Raw genomic sequence first — 16,713 nt, 5'->3', positions numbered from 1 at the left:
TAAAAGTCTTTATTTACTTGATCTGCTATTTTTTTATAACAAAATTAAAAAGTAAACCAACAGCTATAGCGATACCAAAGCTTAACAATGTACCTATTAGTACATATTCAGTAAGTTTTCTGTTTTTAGCTTTAGATAAATCACCAAATCTAAATACAGATTTTGCAGTTATTAGCAACCCAATAGCGCTCCATTGATTTAACACGATAAATCCAAAGACAAACAAACGCTCTAGTATACCTATGTATTTTCCTGCTTTATCTAAAGAGTTTTCTGCATCGTCTTCATCTAACTTCCATTTATTCATTATTAGTTGCATAATTACCGAAGAAACTGAAGTTAATGTCATTAATGCTAATAACAAAGCTATGACTTCTTTAGAGTAAATAATATTAATATCAAATTTATAGTTTGTATATAAAGCTGAAACAATTAGTATTACTATAATATGTGCTATCTGGTCTGCAATAAACAGATAGTGCGCTTTTATTTTATTATTTAGATAGAGTTTTATTAAATCTATTATATAATGAGATACTGTAATAACTAAAATACCTATCCAGAAACTAAATTTAAACTTTAAAAGAATTATTAAGGCTAAAGCATGTATAAGGACATGAAAATAAAGGTATTTTGATTTATGTTTCTTTTTATTTTTTTGCTTGACCCATTTTTTTGGTTGTAACACAAAATCACCAATTACGTGAGCTAATAATAGTTTTAATAAAAGTACAATCATAGGTTTAAGATTTGTTCTTTATAGAACGCGTTTAACTGCATAATTTCTTCATATCCGCCTCTTTTTAAAGCTTCGCTAATGGTGCTTTGAGATTTTCCTAAAAGTAAAGCAATGTCATTTTGGTTTTTTTCAGGATTTTCTATCACTGTACTAATTACCTTTGCAACAGTATTACTCCAACTATTGGCTGTTAACAAAGCTAGATTAATCATAATATTAATCGTGTTGTCCCATTTTTTGTTTTCAGATACAACTGTTAATGTTTGTTTTTTAAGAGATTCAAAACCTTCACCAGAATTAACAAAAGCAGTTCCGTTAGATTCAGATATAGTTTTACTATTATAAGATTGTTCTCCTAAACCTATTGCTATGCGTACATCATAAGGTTTTACTTGTTTTATTACAGCCTTAATATGCAAAGCTATACGTAAAGCATTTTCTGGATTTGTTTTTAATTGAAAACTATCGCCTCTAAATATTTCCCAATCTTTTGGTGTCTGTCCATAAAGATTAAGTGTTGACTTTAGTTGATTTAACCACAACGATGTTTGACCTTGTCTAGAGTTAATAATATCTCCTGTTAATACTGCTATCATGTATAATTTTTTATAAAGATATCGTTTTAAAATACGATTACCAAAAAAATCGTCTTTAAGACCGATATTTTAAAATATCGTTATATAAGACTATAATTATAAGTAGCAAGATATGGTCATTACAATTAATGTAAAAACAACTAGAGTAATAAATAGAGGCATTATAAACTTTAACCATTTATCAAAACCAATTTTTACTACTGCTAAAGAGGCTAATATTAAACCTGTAGGGTTAATCATATAAAATAATCCCATACCATATTGGTAGGCATTAACTACAATTTCTCTTCCAATTCCCACGCTATCTGCTAACGGAGACATAATAGGCATAGTCAACACAGCCATACCAGAACTACTAGGTATAAAAAATGATAAGCCTGCGTAGATTGCAGTCATAGCGCTTGCAAAAACACCTTTATTCATGCCTTCTGTTGCAGAGCTTGCGTAAAACAATAAAGTATCACTTATCAAACCATCAGCCATAATTACAGTCACACCACGAGCAATACCTATAATTAATGCAACACCTAATAAATCACTTGCGCCTCTAATAAAAGTATCTATAAAGTCACTTTCATTAATTTTTGCAATAACACCTATAATAATTGATCCAACTAAAAATGTAGTAGTCATTTCTATAAACCACCATTCTAAAAAGACAACACCATAAATCATAATTACAAAACATAATGCAAATACAAATAAGGCTAAACGTAATCTGCTATTAAAATTAACTTTCTTTTTGTCATGTTTAAATAGCGCAGCGATTTGTTGTTGCTGGTCGTAAACTATAGATTTAGTAGGATCATTTTGTACACGTTTACCATAACGTATAATATATATTAATGAAATGGTTAAACATGCTAAAAGCATTATAAATCTTCCCCAAATACCTGTTGTCCAGCTAATACCAGCAGCATCGCTTGCTATAATAACACTAAACGGATTAACTGTAGAACACATGGTGCCAATTGTACTCCCTAAAAAGATACACGCAATACCAACAATAGCGTCGTAACGTGCTGCTAAAAACACAGGAATTAAAATAGGGAAGAAGGCAATAGTTTCTTCAGCAAAACCAAAGGTTGTTCCACCTGCAGCAACCAATATTGTCACAAATATGATTAGGATAAATTCGCGTCCTTTTAATGCGTTAGCCAACCAACCAATTCCCGCGTCAAAAGCTCCTGTACTATTAATAATACCAATTAACCCACCAATAATTAGTACTAAAAAAATGATATCTGCTGCTTCTATAACTCCTTTAATTGGCGATTTTACAAAATCAAAAAAACCTTGTGGTTTAGCTTTTAGTTGATGGTATGTATTTGGAATATTTATTGGTTTATAAATATCTCCGTTAGTAAATTTTTCTAAAGGAATTTTAATATTTAAGTTTTCTAAAGTTTGTTGAGTTGCTGGTAAATTTTCAGTTTCAGTGATACCAATTTTAGTAAATGTGTTGTCAGCACTGTTATAGCCTAAAGTTTCGTATTTTCCTGCAGGAATAACCCAAGTTAATAAAGTTACTAATCCTGCAATGATTAGTAAAATGGTTTGTGCTGAAGGGAATTTTAGTTTTTTCATATGTATTAAATACTTATTATAATCTGAGAACTATTTTAAATTTTAATTTAAAGATGCTTCGACAAGCTTAGCATGACAATTAATTTATGTTGTCATGTCGAATGTATATGAAATATCGCATAACGCTTTTTCTAAATAATGCGATTTCTCCTTTTCAGTCGAAATGACTTATTTTATTTTGTCATATCGAACGCATGTGAGATATCTCATAATGCTTGTTGCAATAAGTGCTGTAATTTCTTTCTTAAGATCGAAATGACAAACATTTTTAAAAAATAAAGATAGTATTATTTTTATCTTTGAAAGCACTTCTATAATTAGAAGACTACCATTTTATTTACAAACTTATGAACGTTGATATTAACCCAAGTTGGAACGCTATTTTACAAGACGAATTTGATAAACCGTATTTTAAAAAATTAGCCGAATTTGTAAAGGAAGAATATAGAGAATATCAATGCTTTCCGCCAGAAAACCTAATATTTAATGCGTTTAAAAAATGTACGTTAGATCAATTAAAAGTCGTTATTATTGGTCAAGATCCGTATCATAATTACGATCAAGCCAATGGATTGTGTTTTAGTGTTAATGATGGTGTTGCGCATCCGCCATCTTTAGTTAATATTTTTAAAGAAATTGAAACAGATGTAAAAAAAACATATCCAAAAAGTGGAAATTTAGAACGTTGGGCAGAGCAAGGTGTGTTTTTACTAAATGCAACGTTAACTGTTAGAGCGCATGAAGCTGGTAGCCATCAAAAACACGGTTGGGAAACCTTTACAGATGCTGTTATTAAAACAATAAGTGAACAAAAAGAAGGCGTTGTATTTTTACTTTGGGGCGGATTTGCTAAGAAAAAAGTCAAACTAATTGACAGTGAAAAACATCATGTTTTAACATCAGGTCATCCATCTCCATTAAGTGCTAATCGCGGATATTGGTTTGGGAATAAACACTTTAGTAAGACTAATGCTATTTTAAAGAACAATGGGTTAGAGGAGATAGAGTGGTAATCATTTTAAAACACGTTTACCAATCAAAATCACTATAACTAACGGTATAAAATATACTATGAGCTGAAATGTTAATGTTGAAGATTTTTCAGTAGCACTTGCACCAGAACCAAAAATGAGAAAAGCTATTATAATTTCAACATAAACTATAATTAGATAGAGTATTGCTAAACCAATGATTTTTAAAATTGTTTTCATGGTTTACAATTCGGCAACAAGGTTTTTATAACTCCACTTTTCTTGTATAATATTTAAATCAAATAGTTGATCTTGTACTTTTTTTATAGTCGCTTCAGAGATGTTTTCTTGGCTCCATTCGGTTAGACTTAACCATTCTTGTACATCTTCTAATTCTTGCTCATATCTATTAGCAATCATACGATCAATACTTGGTATATCTTTAAACTCTGAAGTAGTAGCATTAACAATATCTAAAATGGTTTTTACATCTTCTTTGTTAGTTTTTAAAAACTCTTCTCTAACTGCTATCACAAAGCATGGCCAAGGCGAAGGACAATTACCAATACGTCTAAATGTACCGTTATCTACTAAAGGTTTTGTGGTAAATTTTTCCCACATAAAATAATCGGCTTTACCTTCTGTAAGACCTTCAACAGCGCCATCTAAGTTTTTTATGACTTCAAAATCAAGATCTTTTTCTAAATCCCAATTATTATTTTTTGCGTTTACATAAGCCATTAAATGAGATCCTGATCCGTATCTACTTATTGCTGCTTTTGTGCTTCTAAGACTTTCTATTGTATTATAATCTGATTTAGAAGCTACGTGAATTCCCCAAATTAATGGCGACTCTACAAAGACTTGAACAATTTTAGACTTATTACCTGCTATTATATCTTTAATAATCCCTTCTGTTAAAATAACAGCCATATCTATATCACCATCGCGTAAACCTTTGTTCATTGCGCCTGTTCCGCCAAAATAATCTTTCCAACGTAGATTTATGCCTGCATCTTTATATTCTCCATTTTTTAAGCCTAAATACCAAGCCAGATTGAAATGTTCTGGTACGCCACCAATGTTTATTTGTTTCATTTAATGTATTGTTATGTTTTTCCGCGAAAGCGAAATACTTAGATATGTTTATAAAGTTTAATTACTTAACAAACTTATCAAGCGTGTATTCTATTAAGTTTTCGACTACTTTTTTTGGATCTTTACTGAAAGTTCCATTAGCACGATTTGCAATTATTGCATTAAGTGATAGTGCATTGTGGCCTAAAAGTTTTGATAGACCGTAAATTACAGATGTTTCCATCTCTAGGTTTGTGACTCTAAAACCATCATGGTTAAATGTATCCATTTTTTGGTTTAAATCTGCATCAAAAAGAGGTAATCTTAATACTCTACCTTGTGGACCGTAAAATCCTCCAGCTGTTGCTGTCATGCCTTTAAAAATATTTGGTCCTTCAAATTGTTTTTCTAAAGCTTTACTATTATTTATGATAATTGGACGTGCTTTTTTACTGTCCCAATTTGTAAAGTTTATAAATGCATCTTCGATTTCTGGGTTACTAATATGATCTATCTGATAAAAGTGTAGCATTCCGTTTAAATCTAAACCGTGAGACGCCATTACAAAAGAATCTACAGGTATATCTGCTTGCAAAGAGCCAGAAGTACCAACACGTACAATATTTAACGATGTTAGTTGTTCTTTAGGTTGTCTAGTTTTTAAATCTATGTTTACTAATGCATCTAATTCATTTAAGACAATGTCTATGTTATCTGGTCCGATACCTGTAGAAATAACGGTTAAGCGTTTTCCTTTGTAAGTGCCCGTTTGTGTTTTAAATTCTCTTTTTTGAATAGAAACTTCTACGCTGTCAAAGTGTTTTGTTATTTTTTCTACTCGGTCTTGATCACCAACAAAGATGATGGTATCTGATATATGTTCTGGTTTTAAATTAAGGTGGTAAACACTACCATCTGGATTTAAGATTAGTTCTGATTCTTGTATTGCCATTATTTGATGGTATTTACTAATTTACTTTCGGTTTTTAAATATTGGAAATCTAACTTTTTTACGCCTCCAAATTGGAAGTCTGATTTCATTTCTTCAAAGAAGTTTTTTTGATGCTCTAAAGCTAAATGTCCATTTCTGTTAAGGGTTAACTGTTCTTCTTTTTCGTCATAGAATATTGAAATATTATCAATTATTCTTTTTATTTGGATATCTCCATAACCGTAATAACCTTGATAATGCAAGCCATAACCAAGTAAATGATGGCGATCTTTTATTTTATACTCATTAATTAGCTTTAAAAGATTATACTCCATCATATTTAATCCTGATCTTGTATCTGGAAAACGTTTCATGTGCGCTTTTAAACAATTGCTCATGTAAATGTAATTTGATGGACGTACGATTAATTCTTTTAATAAATTATGGTCGTTTTCGCAGTAAATACGCCATGCTTTTTGAGCAAAAGCAATATCGTCTACATTTAATTGAATTCTGTTTTCGTAATTTAACTGAATTTGTTCTGGAGTTAACTCACCAAAGCCTTTAAGTTGTTTTTCTCCTTCAATTTTCCCACAATTAACTAAGTTAATAGGTAATTGACATTTTTTTTGTTTTAGAAGACTTATTGCAGCTATCATATTGATGTGGCAAAACAGATCATATTCAAACCAAAGGATAACTTCTTCGTAACTTTCTAATTCTGAAAGTTTATCTAGCTCTTTTTTAAAAACTTCTGCTTTGTAAGGAATATTATAAGTAGACTCGATAAAATTTTTTCTAATACTGAAAAAATAATCATTATCTATTTCTTTTGTAGTAGGTCCAACGCACAACATTTCGTGCCATGTTAGCATGTCGCCTTCAAAATCTAATTTGGTTAAATACTCTGTTAATACACCACCATTTGTAATATGAAGCGTTTTTTTACCCATAATTAGCCTCCAACACGTTTTACATTAAAGCCTTTATCTTTTAATATTTCCATAATTTTATCACGATAATCACCTTGAATAATGATTTTATCGTTTTTAAAACTACCACCAACGCTTAGTTTTTGTTTTAACTCTTTAGCTAGTAGTTTGAAATCTTCATCAGCACCAGTATATCCTTCTAAAATTGTAATGGGTTTTCCTTTACGTTTTTCGTATTTACAAATTATAGGATCATCTTGTAACCAAATATTGCTTTTTTCTTGCTGTTCTTCGGTTTCTTCTGGGACGTGATCAGGAAATAGATTTTTTAATTGATCTTGTAAATCCATGTATTGTATTGTTAAGTTGGCAGTGTGTAGCCTTCAGTTATGTAAAAAAATAACTGAAGACTAACAACTGTTTACTTTTTTAACCCTAATTCTCTTAAGCGTTGGTCTAAAAATTCTCCAGCAGTAATATCTTCATATTGCTTAGGGTTGTTTTCGTCTACACAACTATCTAATACATCTAATTTCATTTCGCTAATTGGATGCATAAAGAAAGGAATAGAGTAGCGTGAAGTTCCCCATAATTCTCTTGGAGGATTAACAACACGGTGAATTGTAGATTTTAATCTATTATTAGTATGGCGTGATAACATATCACCAACATTAATCATTAATTCATCAGGTTCTGCAATAGCATCAATCCAATCTCCATTATGGTTTTGAACTTGTAAACCACGACCTTGTGCGCCCATTAATAAAGTGATTAAGTTAATATCACCATGTGCTGCTGCACGAACCGCATTATCTGGTTCTTGAGTAATTGGTGGGTAATGAATTGGTCTTAAAATGGAGTTTCCGTTATGGATATAATTATCAAAATACGTTTCTTCTAAACCTAAGTGAAGCGCTAAAGCACGTAATACATACTTAGCCGTTTTTTCTAAAGTTTGGTATGCTTTTTTTCCAACGACATTAAAATTAGGAACTTCTTTAACTTCTACATTTTCTGGATATTCTTTAGCTCGTTGTAGATCATCTTCTACATATTGTCCAAAATGCCAAAACTCTTTTAAGTCGCCTTCTTTTTTACCTTTTGCACTTTCTTTTCCAAAAGACACATAACCACGTTGTCCACCAATGCCAGGTATTTCGTATTTCTGCTTAGTTTCTAAAGGTAATTCAAAAAAGTTCTTTATTTCTTCATATAAATCGTCTACTAATTTATCGTCTAAAAAATGACCTTTAAGCGCTACAAAACCTATCTCTTCGTAAGCTTTTCCAATTTCATCTACAAATTTTTGTTTTCTCTTAGGATCATCAGATAGAAAATCCTCTAAATTAACACTAGGTATTTTATTCATAATGTGTAAAAATTATAATCTTCTAACTACAAATGTAACGAAAACTAAGCAAAAACAGTAGTTTATTTTATTCGTAATTATACTATATTTGGCATAGTATATATTATCATATTTTCAATTTTTGAAAGCTTATTAATGAAATTTGACAAATCAACCCTAAATAACGATACGCTGTTAGATCTTTACAAGCGTTTACTTAAACCTAGATTAATTGAAGAAAAGATGCTTATTTTACTTAGACAAGGTAAAATAAGTAAATGGTTTTCTGGTATTGGGCAAGAAGCCATAGCGGTAGGAGTAACATCTGCTATGCAAGACGAAGAGTATATTTTACCAATGCACCGTAACTTAGGTGTTTTTACAACAAGAAACATCCCGTTATACCGTTTATTCTCGCAGTGGCAAGGAAAAGCTAATGGGTTTACAAAAGGTAGAGACAGAAGTTTTCATTTTGGTACACAGCAATATAAGATTGTAGGTATGATTAGCCATTTGGGACCACAATTTGGTGTAGCAGATGGTATTGCTTTAGCTTCTAAACTAAAAAACAAAAACCAAGTAACTACAGTGTTTACAGGTGAAGGCGGAACAAGTGAAGGCGATATACACGAAGCCTTAAACGTTGCTTCTGTATGGCAATTACCTGTGCTATTTTGTATAGAAAACAACGGTTATGGTTTGTCTACACCAACAAAAGAGCAATACAATTGCGAGAATTTAGCAGACCGTGCTATTGGTTACGGTATGGAAAGTCATATTATAGATGGCAATAATATTTTAGAGGTTTACACAAAAATTTCTGAAATTACAGAAAGCATCCGTAAAAATCCTCGTCCTGTATTAATTGAATTTAAAACCTTTAGAATGCGTGGTCATGAAGAGGCTAGTGGTACCAAATACGTACCGCAAGATTTGATGGATCAATGGGCTAAAAAAGATCCAATTGAAAACTATCAAGAATTTTTAAAAAATGAAGGTCTTTTAACCGATGAAGAAGAGGTTAAAATTAAAGAAGAAATTATACACGAAATAAACGAACATTTAAAAATCGCTTTCGCGGAAGAACCAATTACGCCAAATTTAAACACTGAATTAAATGATGTGTTTCAAGAGTTTAAATACCAAGACATTAAACCAAAAGAAAACACGTCAGAATTACGTTTAGTAGATGCTATTTCTGAAGGGTTAAAACAATCTATGCAACGTCATGAAGATCTTGTAATTATGGGACAAGATGTTGCTGAATATGGTGGTGTTTTTAAAATAACAGAAGGCTTTGTCGAAGCTTTTGGTAAAGAACGTGTTCGTAATACTCCTATTTGTGAATCTGCCATTATAGAATCTGCAATGGGATTAAGTATTGCTGGTATTAAAAGTGTTGTAGAGCTACAGTTTAGTGATTTTGTAACCTCAGGTTTTAATCCAGTAGTTAATTATTTAGCAAAATCACATTACCGTTGGAGCCAAAATGCAGATGTGGTATTACGTATGCCATGTGGTGCAGGTGTTGCTGCTGGACCATTTCATAGTCAAACTAATGAAGCTTGGTTTACAAAAACACCAGGTTTAAAAGTTGTGTTTCCTGCGTTTCCTTATGATGCAAAAGGTTTATTAGCTACTGCTATTAGTGATCCAAATCCTGTACTGTTTTTTGAGCACAAAGCCTTATACAGAAGTATTAGACAAGAAGTACCAACCGATTATTACACATTGCCATTTGGTAAAGCTTCATTATTAAAAGAAGGTAATGATATAACAATTATTACTTACGGTGCAGCTGTACATTGGGCTTTAAATACATTAGACGTACATTCTAACATCTCAGCAGATGTTATAGATTTAAGAACACTTCAACCTTTAGATACAGAAGCTATCTATACTTCTGTTAAAAAAACAGGTAAAGCTATTATTCTGCAAGAAGATTCTTTATTTGGTGGTATTGCTAGTGATATATCATCTTTAATAATGGAACATTGTTTTGAACATTTAGATGCACCAGTAAAACGTGTAGCAAGTTTAGATACACCAATTCCTTTTATTAATCAGTTAGAAGAACAATATTTAGCAAAAGGAAAATTTGAAGAAGAACTATTAAAATTATTAGAGTATTAAAATAAAAAAAGCAAGTGAATTTCACTTGCTTTTTTTATTAGTGTGCATAGCGTTTAACGCCTCGCCATAATCCGTTTTTTGTACAACTAAACCTAAAGATTTCTCTATTACAGTGTACGTTTGATAAAGTATTTTGATTTAGTCTTCTTATAATTTTTGGTGTTTTCATGATCTTTGTGGTTTAGTTGTTATTTACTTAGTGTCTATAACGTCTTTTACTATTCCAAACGTTACTTTTAGTTCCTTTTAAAGTTTCTGATAATCGATTGTTGTTTAAAGTTCTCATAATTAATAGTTTTATTTGATTGATTTAAAATGATTTACACCTATATGACGAGTATAAAACAAAAATGTTACAGTACTTTGTATAACATAATACTGTTTTAACAATTTTTAACATTTATGTATATTGTAAAAAAATTAATAAAACCCTTTTGCTTATAGTGTTAATAGTATATTAACAAGGATTAATATAATTTTAGTATTTAGGTATAGTTTTTGAATTAATTTAGTACCAATTAATTTAAACATGAAGATTTTAATTTCATTCTTAATATTTTTTTCAATAACAGTATCAAGTTTTTCTCAAATTGATAGTGAAAGAATTGGTATTGCAATACCTGCTGAAGAAACTGAAGATCCAAAAGATGACCCAGAATTAATTATTGAACCTGTAGAAGAGCAGCAAAATGATATAAAACCAGACGATAACGATAATGTAGTAACTGCACCAAATGATGCTAAAACAGAAGCTTTACCTAAAAAAGAATTTTCTATGGTAGAAAAAAATAATTTGAGAAATCCTGGTGAATTATTTAAAAAACAACTGGATAGACAATTAAAATTTAAAGAAGACGACGAAAAAAGTAATAACGGTAGCTTAGTTAATCAGTTTTTAGGTGAATATCGTACCACAGCAAAAGCCGTAAACATTATTTATCGTGATCATCAATATCCTGATGGTGATAAAATTAGAGTATTTATCAATAAAGACATTGTTGTACCTAGCGTTGTTTTAACATCTGGATTTAATGGGTTGCTTTTACCTTTAGATGAAGGTATTAACGAAATAGATTTTTTAGCTTTAAACCAAGGAACTTCAGGTCCTAATACAGCAGAGTTTCAGGTGTTAGATGAATTTGGCAATGTTATTGCTGTTAACCAATGGAACTTAGCAACAGGTGTAAAAGCAACGATTATTGTAGTGAAAGAAAAAGATAGTCCTCTAAAACTAAAATCTCAAAGCGTAGAAAAAAATGATTCTACACAAACTTCAAATAATAAATCTAATTAGGTAATACGCCTAAACTATTAAACAATTTTGCTTTAGTTGAAAGAAATTTATTTTCAAGTTTTACAGCTTTAACCTGTACTTCAATTAATTTATTTTCTCGTGTATTAATTAAAAATACAGAGCTTTCTCCGAAACTAAATTTACGTTCTTCTGCTTTTAACATAGCATCATAATCTTGGACTATGTCTTTAATAAGTTTGTTTTGTGTAACGTAAGATTCTAACTCTTTAGTAATAGCATCTATTTTATTTTTTAATTGTAATTGGGTATCAGATAATTCAAAATTAGCATCTTGTACTTTTAATTTAGATAGTTTTAAGTCACCACGTTCTTTTCTTAAAAACAAAGGGAAAGCAGCACTTATTTTTGCTTTGTATGCTGATGAATTAAAGGAATTTGAAATATCTGGTGTTTCGGTTAAAAAGTTATATTCTAAATCTATTTTAGGTAGTAATTTATTAGCTTTTAATTTTTGATCTACACCTAAACCATCTATTTTTCTTTGCAAAGCAATTAGTTTTGGATGATTATTTAATTGAAAACTTTCTAATTGATTTAAAGCTAAAACATTATCAATTTCTTCTTCATTAATTGTTACTGGTTTTATAGTTTCGCTAATATCTACAGGTGTTTGGTTTAGCCAAATGTAATTTGAAGCTTCAAGTCTTGCTTTTATTAATTTAACTTTAGCTTGTTCTAATTCTAATTTTCTGTTTTTTACTGTTATACCAGATTCTAAACTATCTATAGCTGCTTTATCACCAGCTAAAACACTTGATTTTACACCATTAAATCTTGTAGTAGCGTTATTTAAAAAATTCTCATAAATTTTAGTTTCATTATAGGCTTGAACCCAATTAAAATAGGCTATAGAAGCATTATAAATAACCTCATTAACCATTAGTTTACGCTCTGCAACAGTTTGTTCTCTAAAAAATTTGGCTTTTCTTAAATCTGCCATTCTTTTATTGATAAATAATCCTTGTCCAACCGAAAAAGCTACACCAGCACTAAATAAGCCATCTTCAGGGACTGTATTTTCAGGATTTAAATAATATCCTGAGTTTTCTTCAAAGTTTGCTTTTAACTCTATACCGTACCATGTTGGGACTTTAAAAGTTGCATTTAGTCTTTCGTAATATTCTGTGTTTTTATAGTCTTTTTCGTTAAAACTACCTTCAACTTTAGGGTCAAATCCTCCACGAGCTTTTAGTAAAGTCGCTTCACCAGATGCCAACTTTAAATCTGCTTGTTTTGCTATGGGATGATATTGTTTTACATAACCTAAATATTCGGTATAACTTAAACTATCTAAAGTTTGACCTAGTAATAGGATAGGTAAGAGGCTAAATATGAAAATAAATGTGTTTTTCATTTTTATTTTTTAGTCTTTGTGTTTGAAGCATCTTCAGGTTGATAGTAATTTGGAGGGAAACCATTAAGCTGTCGCCATAATTCAAACCAAATAGGCACATCTTCTAATAAACCTATTGTTCTGGCTCCAGAACCAACTCTAATAGCTTCTGGCCAATCATAATCGTTTTCATCTGGTGCTAATAGTATTCTAAACTTGCCGTTTGGACTTATAAAACGTTCTATAGCTACAACTTTTGCACCGTATGTTCCATAAGATACGTTAGGCCAACCGCTAAATATTATGGCAGGCCAACCATCAAACTGTACTCTAAATTCTTCACCTAAATGTACTAAAGGTAAGTCTATTGGATCTACAAATGTTTCTATAGCTATATCATATTTAGAAGGCATAATACCTACTAATTGCTCTCCTTCTTTAAAAGTTTCGCCAATACCACCTTTAATAGCTTTATTAATAAAACCATCTTGTGGTGCTTTGATGTAATACATATCATTACGTATAGAATAATTTGTGTAGTCGCTTTCTAATTTTGATACTTGAGCTTCGGCGTCAAACTGATTAGATTGCGCAGTAAATTTATCACTTCTTGCTTTTGAAATTTTATCTGCATACTCGGCATCTATACGATTTAGCTCTACTTGTGCGTTGATAATTTCATTTTTAGATGCTAAAAATTTATTTTCTTGTGATATTAATTTTGCTTGAGTTTCTTGTAATTTTAATCGTTTAGCTTCTACATCTGTAATTGCTTTTAAACCTTCTGACTGTAATTGTTGTGTACGATTAAATTGAGTTTCAGCAATATTTAGATTTGTTTTTGCAGCTTCAAAATCTATACTATCACTTTTGGTTTTTAATCTGGCTTGTAATAGTTTGTTTTCTGCTTGTTGCAACTTTAACTTTCTTTCGTTACTTAAAGCAGCTATTTGTGTGTTAAGCGCTTTAACTTTTTCGCCGTAAGATGAAACTGAAGATGATTTGGCTTTTATTTGTTGATCGGTTCTTTCAACTAAATTAGGGTCAAAATATTCATTCTTAATTTCAGAAATATGAAGAATTGTATCTCCTTTTTTTACAAAATCACCTTCTCTTACATACCATTTTTCTATACGACCAGGTATAGGAGATTGTATGGTTTGTGGACGTTGATCTGGTGTTAAGGTTGTAACCTTACCTGCTGCTGTTATATTTTGGGTCCATGGTAAGAATAATATTATTATACCTACAACACCAAAGGTTACTAAAAAGCGGTTAAACGCTTTAAAATGCTCTTTACCAAATGCTTTTTTACCGCACTCGTACTTGGTTAAATCTAACCTATTATCAAGCTTATTATTTGAAATATTTAACATCTTATTTATTGTTAATTATTTGACCGTTATCTAATGATACTACTTTACTTAATTTGTTTTCCCAAAGTTGATTTTGGCTAACAACAATTAATGACCAATCATGCTTTTTGTCTATTAAAAAGTCTATTATTTTTGACGCTTCTTTTTGATCAAAATGATCTAATGGTTCCTTTAAAACTAATAGTTTTGGCTTTTTTATTATGGCTCTTGCTAAAATGATTTTTTTAGCTGTAGTGTAAGAGATTTCTTTTCCTTCTGGACGTAAAATAGTATTTAAACCTTTTGGTAAGTGCTTAACATAATTAGATAATCCTACACTTTGTATTGCCCAATCTAAGTCTGACTTTGATATTGACGGATCACCAAAAGTAATATTATCTTTTAACGTACCTTCAAAAGGAGTTTCTTCTTCTAGTGTTTGCCCTAAATGAGCACGATATTGATTAAGGTTTAAACTAACAAGAGAATGATTATTAACAAAAACATTTCCTTTTGTTGGTTGAATGATGCCAGATATTAGTTTTAATAAACTTGTTTTACCAGATCCATTTGTACCGTTAACTAAAATTCTATCTTTATTATTAATTTTAAGGTTAATATTTTGTAGGATAGGTGTTTCTTTATCAGGTACTTCGTAATAGATGTTTTCAAATTCTAAATTGAATTCTTTATTATCAAAATCTATAATCTCTCCATCTTGTGGCTCTAATTCTTTATCAACTACTTTTCCTAATTTTTCAATAGAAGTAAGTACATCATAAAACGTTTCTAGACCAAGTATTAATTTTTCTACAGAATTAATTACTAATAGAATAATAATTTCGGCAGCAACAAATTGACCAATATTCATTTGCTGATTTAAAACCAATGCACCACCAATAACTAAAAGCCCAAAAGTTACTAAGACTTTAAAACCAATTAATTGAATAAATTGCATAACCAGTACTTTAAAGTGAGATTCTCTTGCGTCTAAATAATCGGTGACTAATTGGTCGTTTTTAGAAAGCGCTAAATTTGTTTTTCCTGAAAGTTTAAAACTAACTATAGATCTTGCTATTTCTTCTAACCAATGTGCAACACGGTATTTGTGGTCTGATTCTTTTATGCTTGTCTTTAAGCCTTTTTCTGCAGTATATTTAAATACAATATACATTAGTACTATTAGTAATACACCATAGATGATAAAAAATGGATGGTAAAATGATAGTAGTAATAGGCCAAAAATAATTTGAAGTATAGCAGCAGGAAAATCTACTAAAATCTTAGCCAATCCTTTTTGTACAATGACGGTATCAAAAAAACGATTTACTAGTTCTGGAGGATAATAACCTCTTAATGCGCTCATTTTAATTTTTGGTAATCGATATGCAAAATCAAAAGATGCTCTTGTAAATATTTTTTGCTGAATATTTTCTATTATTCGTATTTGCATTAATTGTAAAACACCAACAAATATGACTCCTAAGGTTACTAAAATGACTAAAACAATCCAAGATGTACTTACTTGAGCTGCTTGTAACAAATTAATAATTGCCTGAATACCTAAAGGTAAAGATAGGTTAACTAATCCAGCAAAAATGGCGTAGAAAAAAACTTGTTTTAAATCTTTTTTGTCAAGCTTTAATAGGTTGATAAAGCGTTGCCATGCTGTTAATATTTTTTTACTCATTAGGTGAAATATTTAAAGTGTTAAACACTAAATCTTTATAAAATTCTGTCGGAGCTTCATTTGGTTTTAATCCAGAAATGGATTTAAAATGATCTTTTAAATATTGCTGATGTAAAGATCCTTCTATAACTGTATTAGCTAAACAAAAAGCATATTTATAGTCTTTATTTGCTTCTTGTATTAATTCTTTAAGCCTAATTACTAGTCTTTTGTAAATCGAAAAGTAACCTTCATCGTTATCCAAGTCGACCTGTTTTGTTAGATAAGACTTACTGTATTCGTTAATAATAATGCGTTTTAAAACAACTTCGTCTATATGTTTAAAAGTACTATCTAAGGTTGTAGTCTTTGTCAAAACTTCTATAGCTAAGTCTAATTTTTTTAAAGGATCTGCAATATTGTTTATAGCAAATACTAATTGATATTCTGTCCAGCTCCAATACCATGATGCTAAATAGACTAGTAAATTATGTTTATTTTCAAAATAGCGATATATACTACTTTCATTAGAGCCAATTTTGGCTCCTAATTTTTTAAAAGTAAAATCGTCAAAACCTATTTCGTCAATTAATAAAATGCTGTTTTCAACAATACGTTTTCCTAAATCTGAAGACTCTGGATCTTTTAGAAAGATATTCTCGTTAATAGTAATTTTTAAATTAGATAGTAACTTTTGCATATAACATCTATTTATTTGCAAATTTAA

Annotated in this window: 17 protein-coding genes; 3 read left to right on the top strand and 14 right to left on the bottom strand. The window is 30.3% G+C overall.

Annotated features, from left to right (window positions below):
• Positions 1-25 precede the first annotated feature (25 nt).
• The 3 genes from FHS04_RS02350 to FHS04_RS02340 all read right to left on the bottom strand — a co-directional run bounded on the left by FHS04_RS02350 (position 26) and on the right by FHS04_RS02340 (position 2,922).
• Positions 26-739, bottom strand: a complete 714-nt coding sequence (locus FHS04_RS02350; protein ID WP_106677676.1) for a DUF3307 domain-containing protein — start codon at positions 737-739, stop codon at positions 26-28.
• The gene (locus FHS04_RS02345; RefSeq protein ID WP_106677678.1) at positions 736-1,335 is read right to left on the bottom strand and encodes a SatD family protein; all 600 of its coding nucleotides are present in this window, start codon (positions 1,333-1,335) and stop codon (positions 736-738) included. The genes FHS04_RS02350 and FHS04_RS02345 overlap by 4 nt, the downstream gene beginning before the upstream one ends.
• Before the next feature lie 96 nt (positions 1,336-1,431).
• Positions 1,432-2,922 carry a YfcC family protein gene (locus FHS04_RS02340; RefSeq protein WP_106677680.1) on the bottom strand — a complete coding sequence of 497 codons (1,491 nt, stop codon included), beginning with the start codon at positions 2,920-2,922 and terminating at the stop codon, positions 1,432-1,434.
• A 347-nt stretch (positions 2,923-3,269) separates the two neighbouring features.
• Here FHS04_RS02340 and FHS04_RS02335 point away from each other — a divergent pair, with 347 nt between their 5' ends.
• Positions 3,270-3,935 (top strand): uracil-DNA glycosylase, encoded by a 666-nt coding sequence (locus tag FHS04_RS02335; protein WP_106677682.1) that lies wholly within the window; start codon positions 3,270-3,272, stop codon positions 3,933-3,935.
• Here the strand turns inward: FHS04_RS02335 and FHS04_RS02330 are convergent, their stop codons facing one another.
• The 6 genes from FHS04_RS02330 to FHS04_RS02305 form a co-directional block, all read right to left on the bottom strand.
• Positions 3,936-4,133 (bottom strand): hypothetical protein, encoded by a 198-nt coding sequence (locus FHS04_RS02330; protein ID WP_106677684.1) that lies wholly within the window; start codon positions 4,131-4,133, stop codon positions 3,936-3,938.
• 3 nt (positions 4,134-4,136) lie between these two features.
• Positions 4,137-4,991 carry a substrate-binding domain-containing protein gene (locus FHS04_RS02325; RefSeq protein ID WP_106677686.1) on the bottom strand — a complete coding sequence of 285 codons (855 nt, stop codon included), beginning with the start codon at positions 4,989-4,991 and terminating at the stop codon, positions 4,137-4,139.
• A gap of 61 nt (positions 4,992-5,052) precedes the next feature.
• Positions 5,053-5,922 carry a nucleoside phosphorylase gene (locus FHS04_RS02320; RefSeq protein WP_106677690.1) on the bottom strand — a complete coding sequence of 290 codons (870 nt, stop codon included), beginning with the start codon at positions 5,920-5,922 and terminating at the stop codon, positions 5,053-5,055.
• Positions 5,922-6,854: a DUF1835 domain-containing protein gene (locus FHS04_RS02315; RefSeq protein ID WP_106677693.1), complete on the bottom strand. Its 933-nt coding sequence runs from the start codon at positions 6,852-6,854 to the stop codon at positions 5,922-5,924. Before FHS04_RS02315 ends, FHS04_RS02320 begins: the two co-directional genes overlap by 1 nt.
• 2 nt (positions 6,855-6,856) lie before the next feature.
• On the bottom strand, positions 6,857-7,183 hold the full coding sequence (locus tag FHS04_RS02310) for a translation initiation factor (protein WP_106677696.1): 327 nt from the start codon (positions 7,181-7,183) through the stop codon (positions 6,857-6,859).
• Between the two features lie 71 nt (positions 7,184-7,254).
• Positions 7,255-8,202, bottom strand: a complete 948-nt coding sequence (locus FHS04_RS02305; RefSeq protein WP_106677700.1) for an isopenicillin N synthase family dioxygenase — start codon at positions 8,200-8,202, stop codon at positions 7,255-7,257.
• A gap of 135 nt (positions 8,203-8,337) precedes the next feature.
• Here FHS04_RS02305 and FHS04_RS02300 point away from each other — a divergent pair, with 135 nt between their 5' ends.
• Positions 8,338-10,314 carry an alpha-ketoacid dehydrogenase subunit alpha/beta gene (locus FHS04_RS02300; RefSeq protein ID WP_106677703.1) on the top strand — a complete coding sequence of 659 codons (1,977 nt, stop codon included), beginning with the start codon at positions 8,338-8,340 and terminating at the stop codon, positions 10,312-10,314.
• A 37-nt stretch (positions 10,315-10,351) separates the two neighbouring features.
• Here FHS04_RS02300 and FHS04_RS14325 read toward each other — a convergent pair whose 3' ends face one another.
• Positions 10,352-10,483 carry a hypothetical protein gene (locus tag FHS04_RS14325; protein WP_255593076.1) on the bottom strand — a complete coding sequence of 44 codons (132 nt, stop codon included), beginning with the start codon at positions 10,481-10,483 and terminating at the stop codon, positions 10,352-10,354.
• 360 nt (positions 10,484-10,843) lie between these two features.
• On the opposite strand from FHS04_RS14325, the gene FHS04_RS02295 reads away from it, so the two are divergent.
• Positions 10,844-11,608, top strand: coding sequence for a hypothetical protein (locus FHS04_RS02295; protein ID WP_106677706.1), 765 nt, complete (start codon positions 10,844-10,846; stop codon positions 11,606-11,608).
• Here the strand turns inward: FHS04_RS02295 and FHS04_RS02290 are convergent.
• Genes FHS04_RS02290 through FHS04_RS02275 form a run of 4 tightly spaced genes read right to left on the bottom strand, consistent with a single transcriptional unit; the run spans position 11,601 to position 16,686 of the window.
• Positions 11,601-12,983, bottom strand: a complete 1,383-nt coding sequence (locus tag FHS04_RS02290; protein WP_106677709.1) for a TolC family protein — start codon at positions 12,981-12,983, stop codon at positions 11,601-11,603. The two genes, FHS04_RS02295 and FHS04_RS02290, sit on opposite strands and share 8 nt — an antisense overlap.
• A 2-nt stretch (positions 12,984-12,985) precedes the next feature.
• Positions 12,986-14,338 carry an HlyD family secretion protein gene (locus tag FHS04_RS02285; RefSeq protein WP_106677712.1) on the bottom strand — a complete coding sequence of 451 codons (1,353 nt, stop codon included), beginning with the start codon at positions 14,336-14,338 and terminating at the stop codon, positions 12,986-12,988.
• Position 14,339: 1 nt separating this feature from the next.
• Positions 14,340-16,007: a peptidase domain-containing ABC transporter gene (locus FHS04_RS02280; protein WP_106677715.1), complete on the bottom strand. Its 1,668-nt coding sequence runs from the start codon at positions 16,005-16,007 to the stop codon at positions 14,340-14,342.
• Positions 16,000-16,686, bottom strand: a complete 687-nt coding sequence (locus FHS04_RS02275; protein ID WP_036226918.1) for a TetR/AcrR family transcriptional regulator — start codon at positions 16,684-16,686, stop codon at positions 16,000-16,002. Before FHS04_RS02275 ends, FHS04_RS02280 begins: the two co-directional genes overlap by 8 nt.
• Positions 16,687-16,713 lie beyond the last annotated feature (27 nt).

Source organism: Mesoflavibacter zeaxanthinifaciens subsp. sabulilitoris (genome assembly GCF_014191595.1).
Lineage (GTDB): Bacteria > Bacteroidota > Bacteroidia > Flavobacteriales > Flavobacteriaceae > Mesoflavibacter > Mesoflavibacter zeaxanthinifaciens.
The sequence above is the reverse complement of the archived record's forward strand: the minus strand, read 5'-3'. Positions and strand labels throughout refer to the sequence as shown.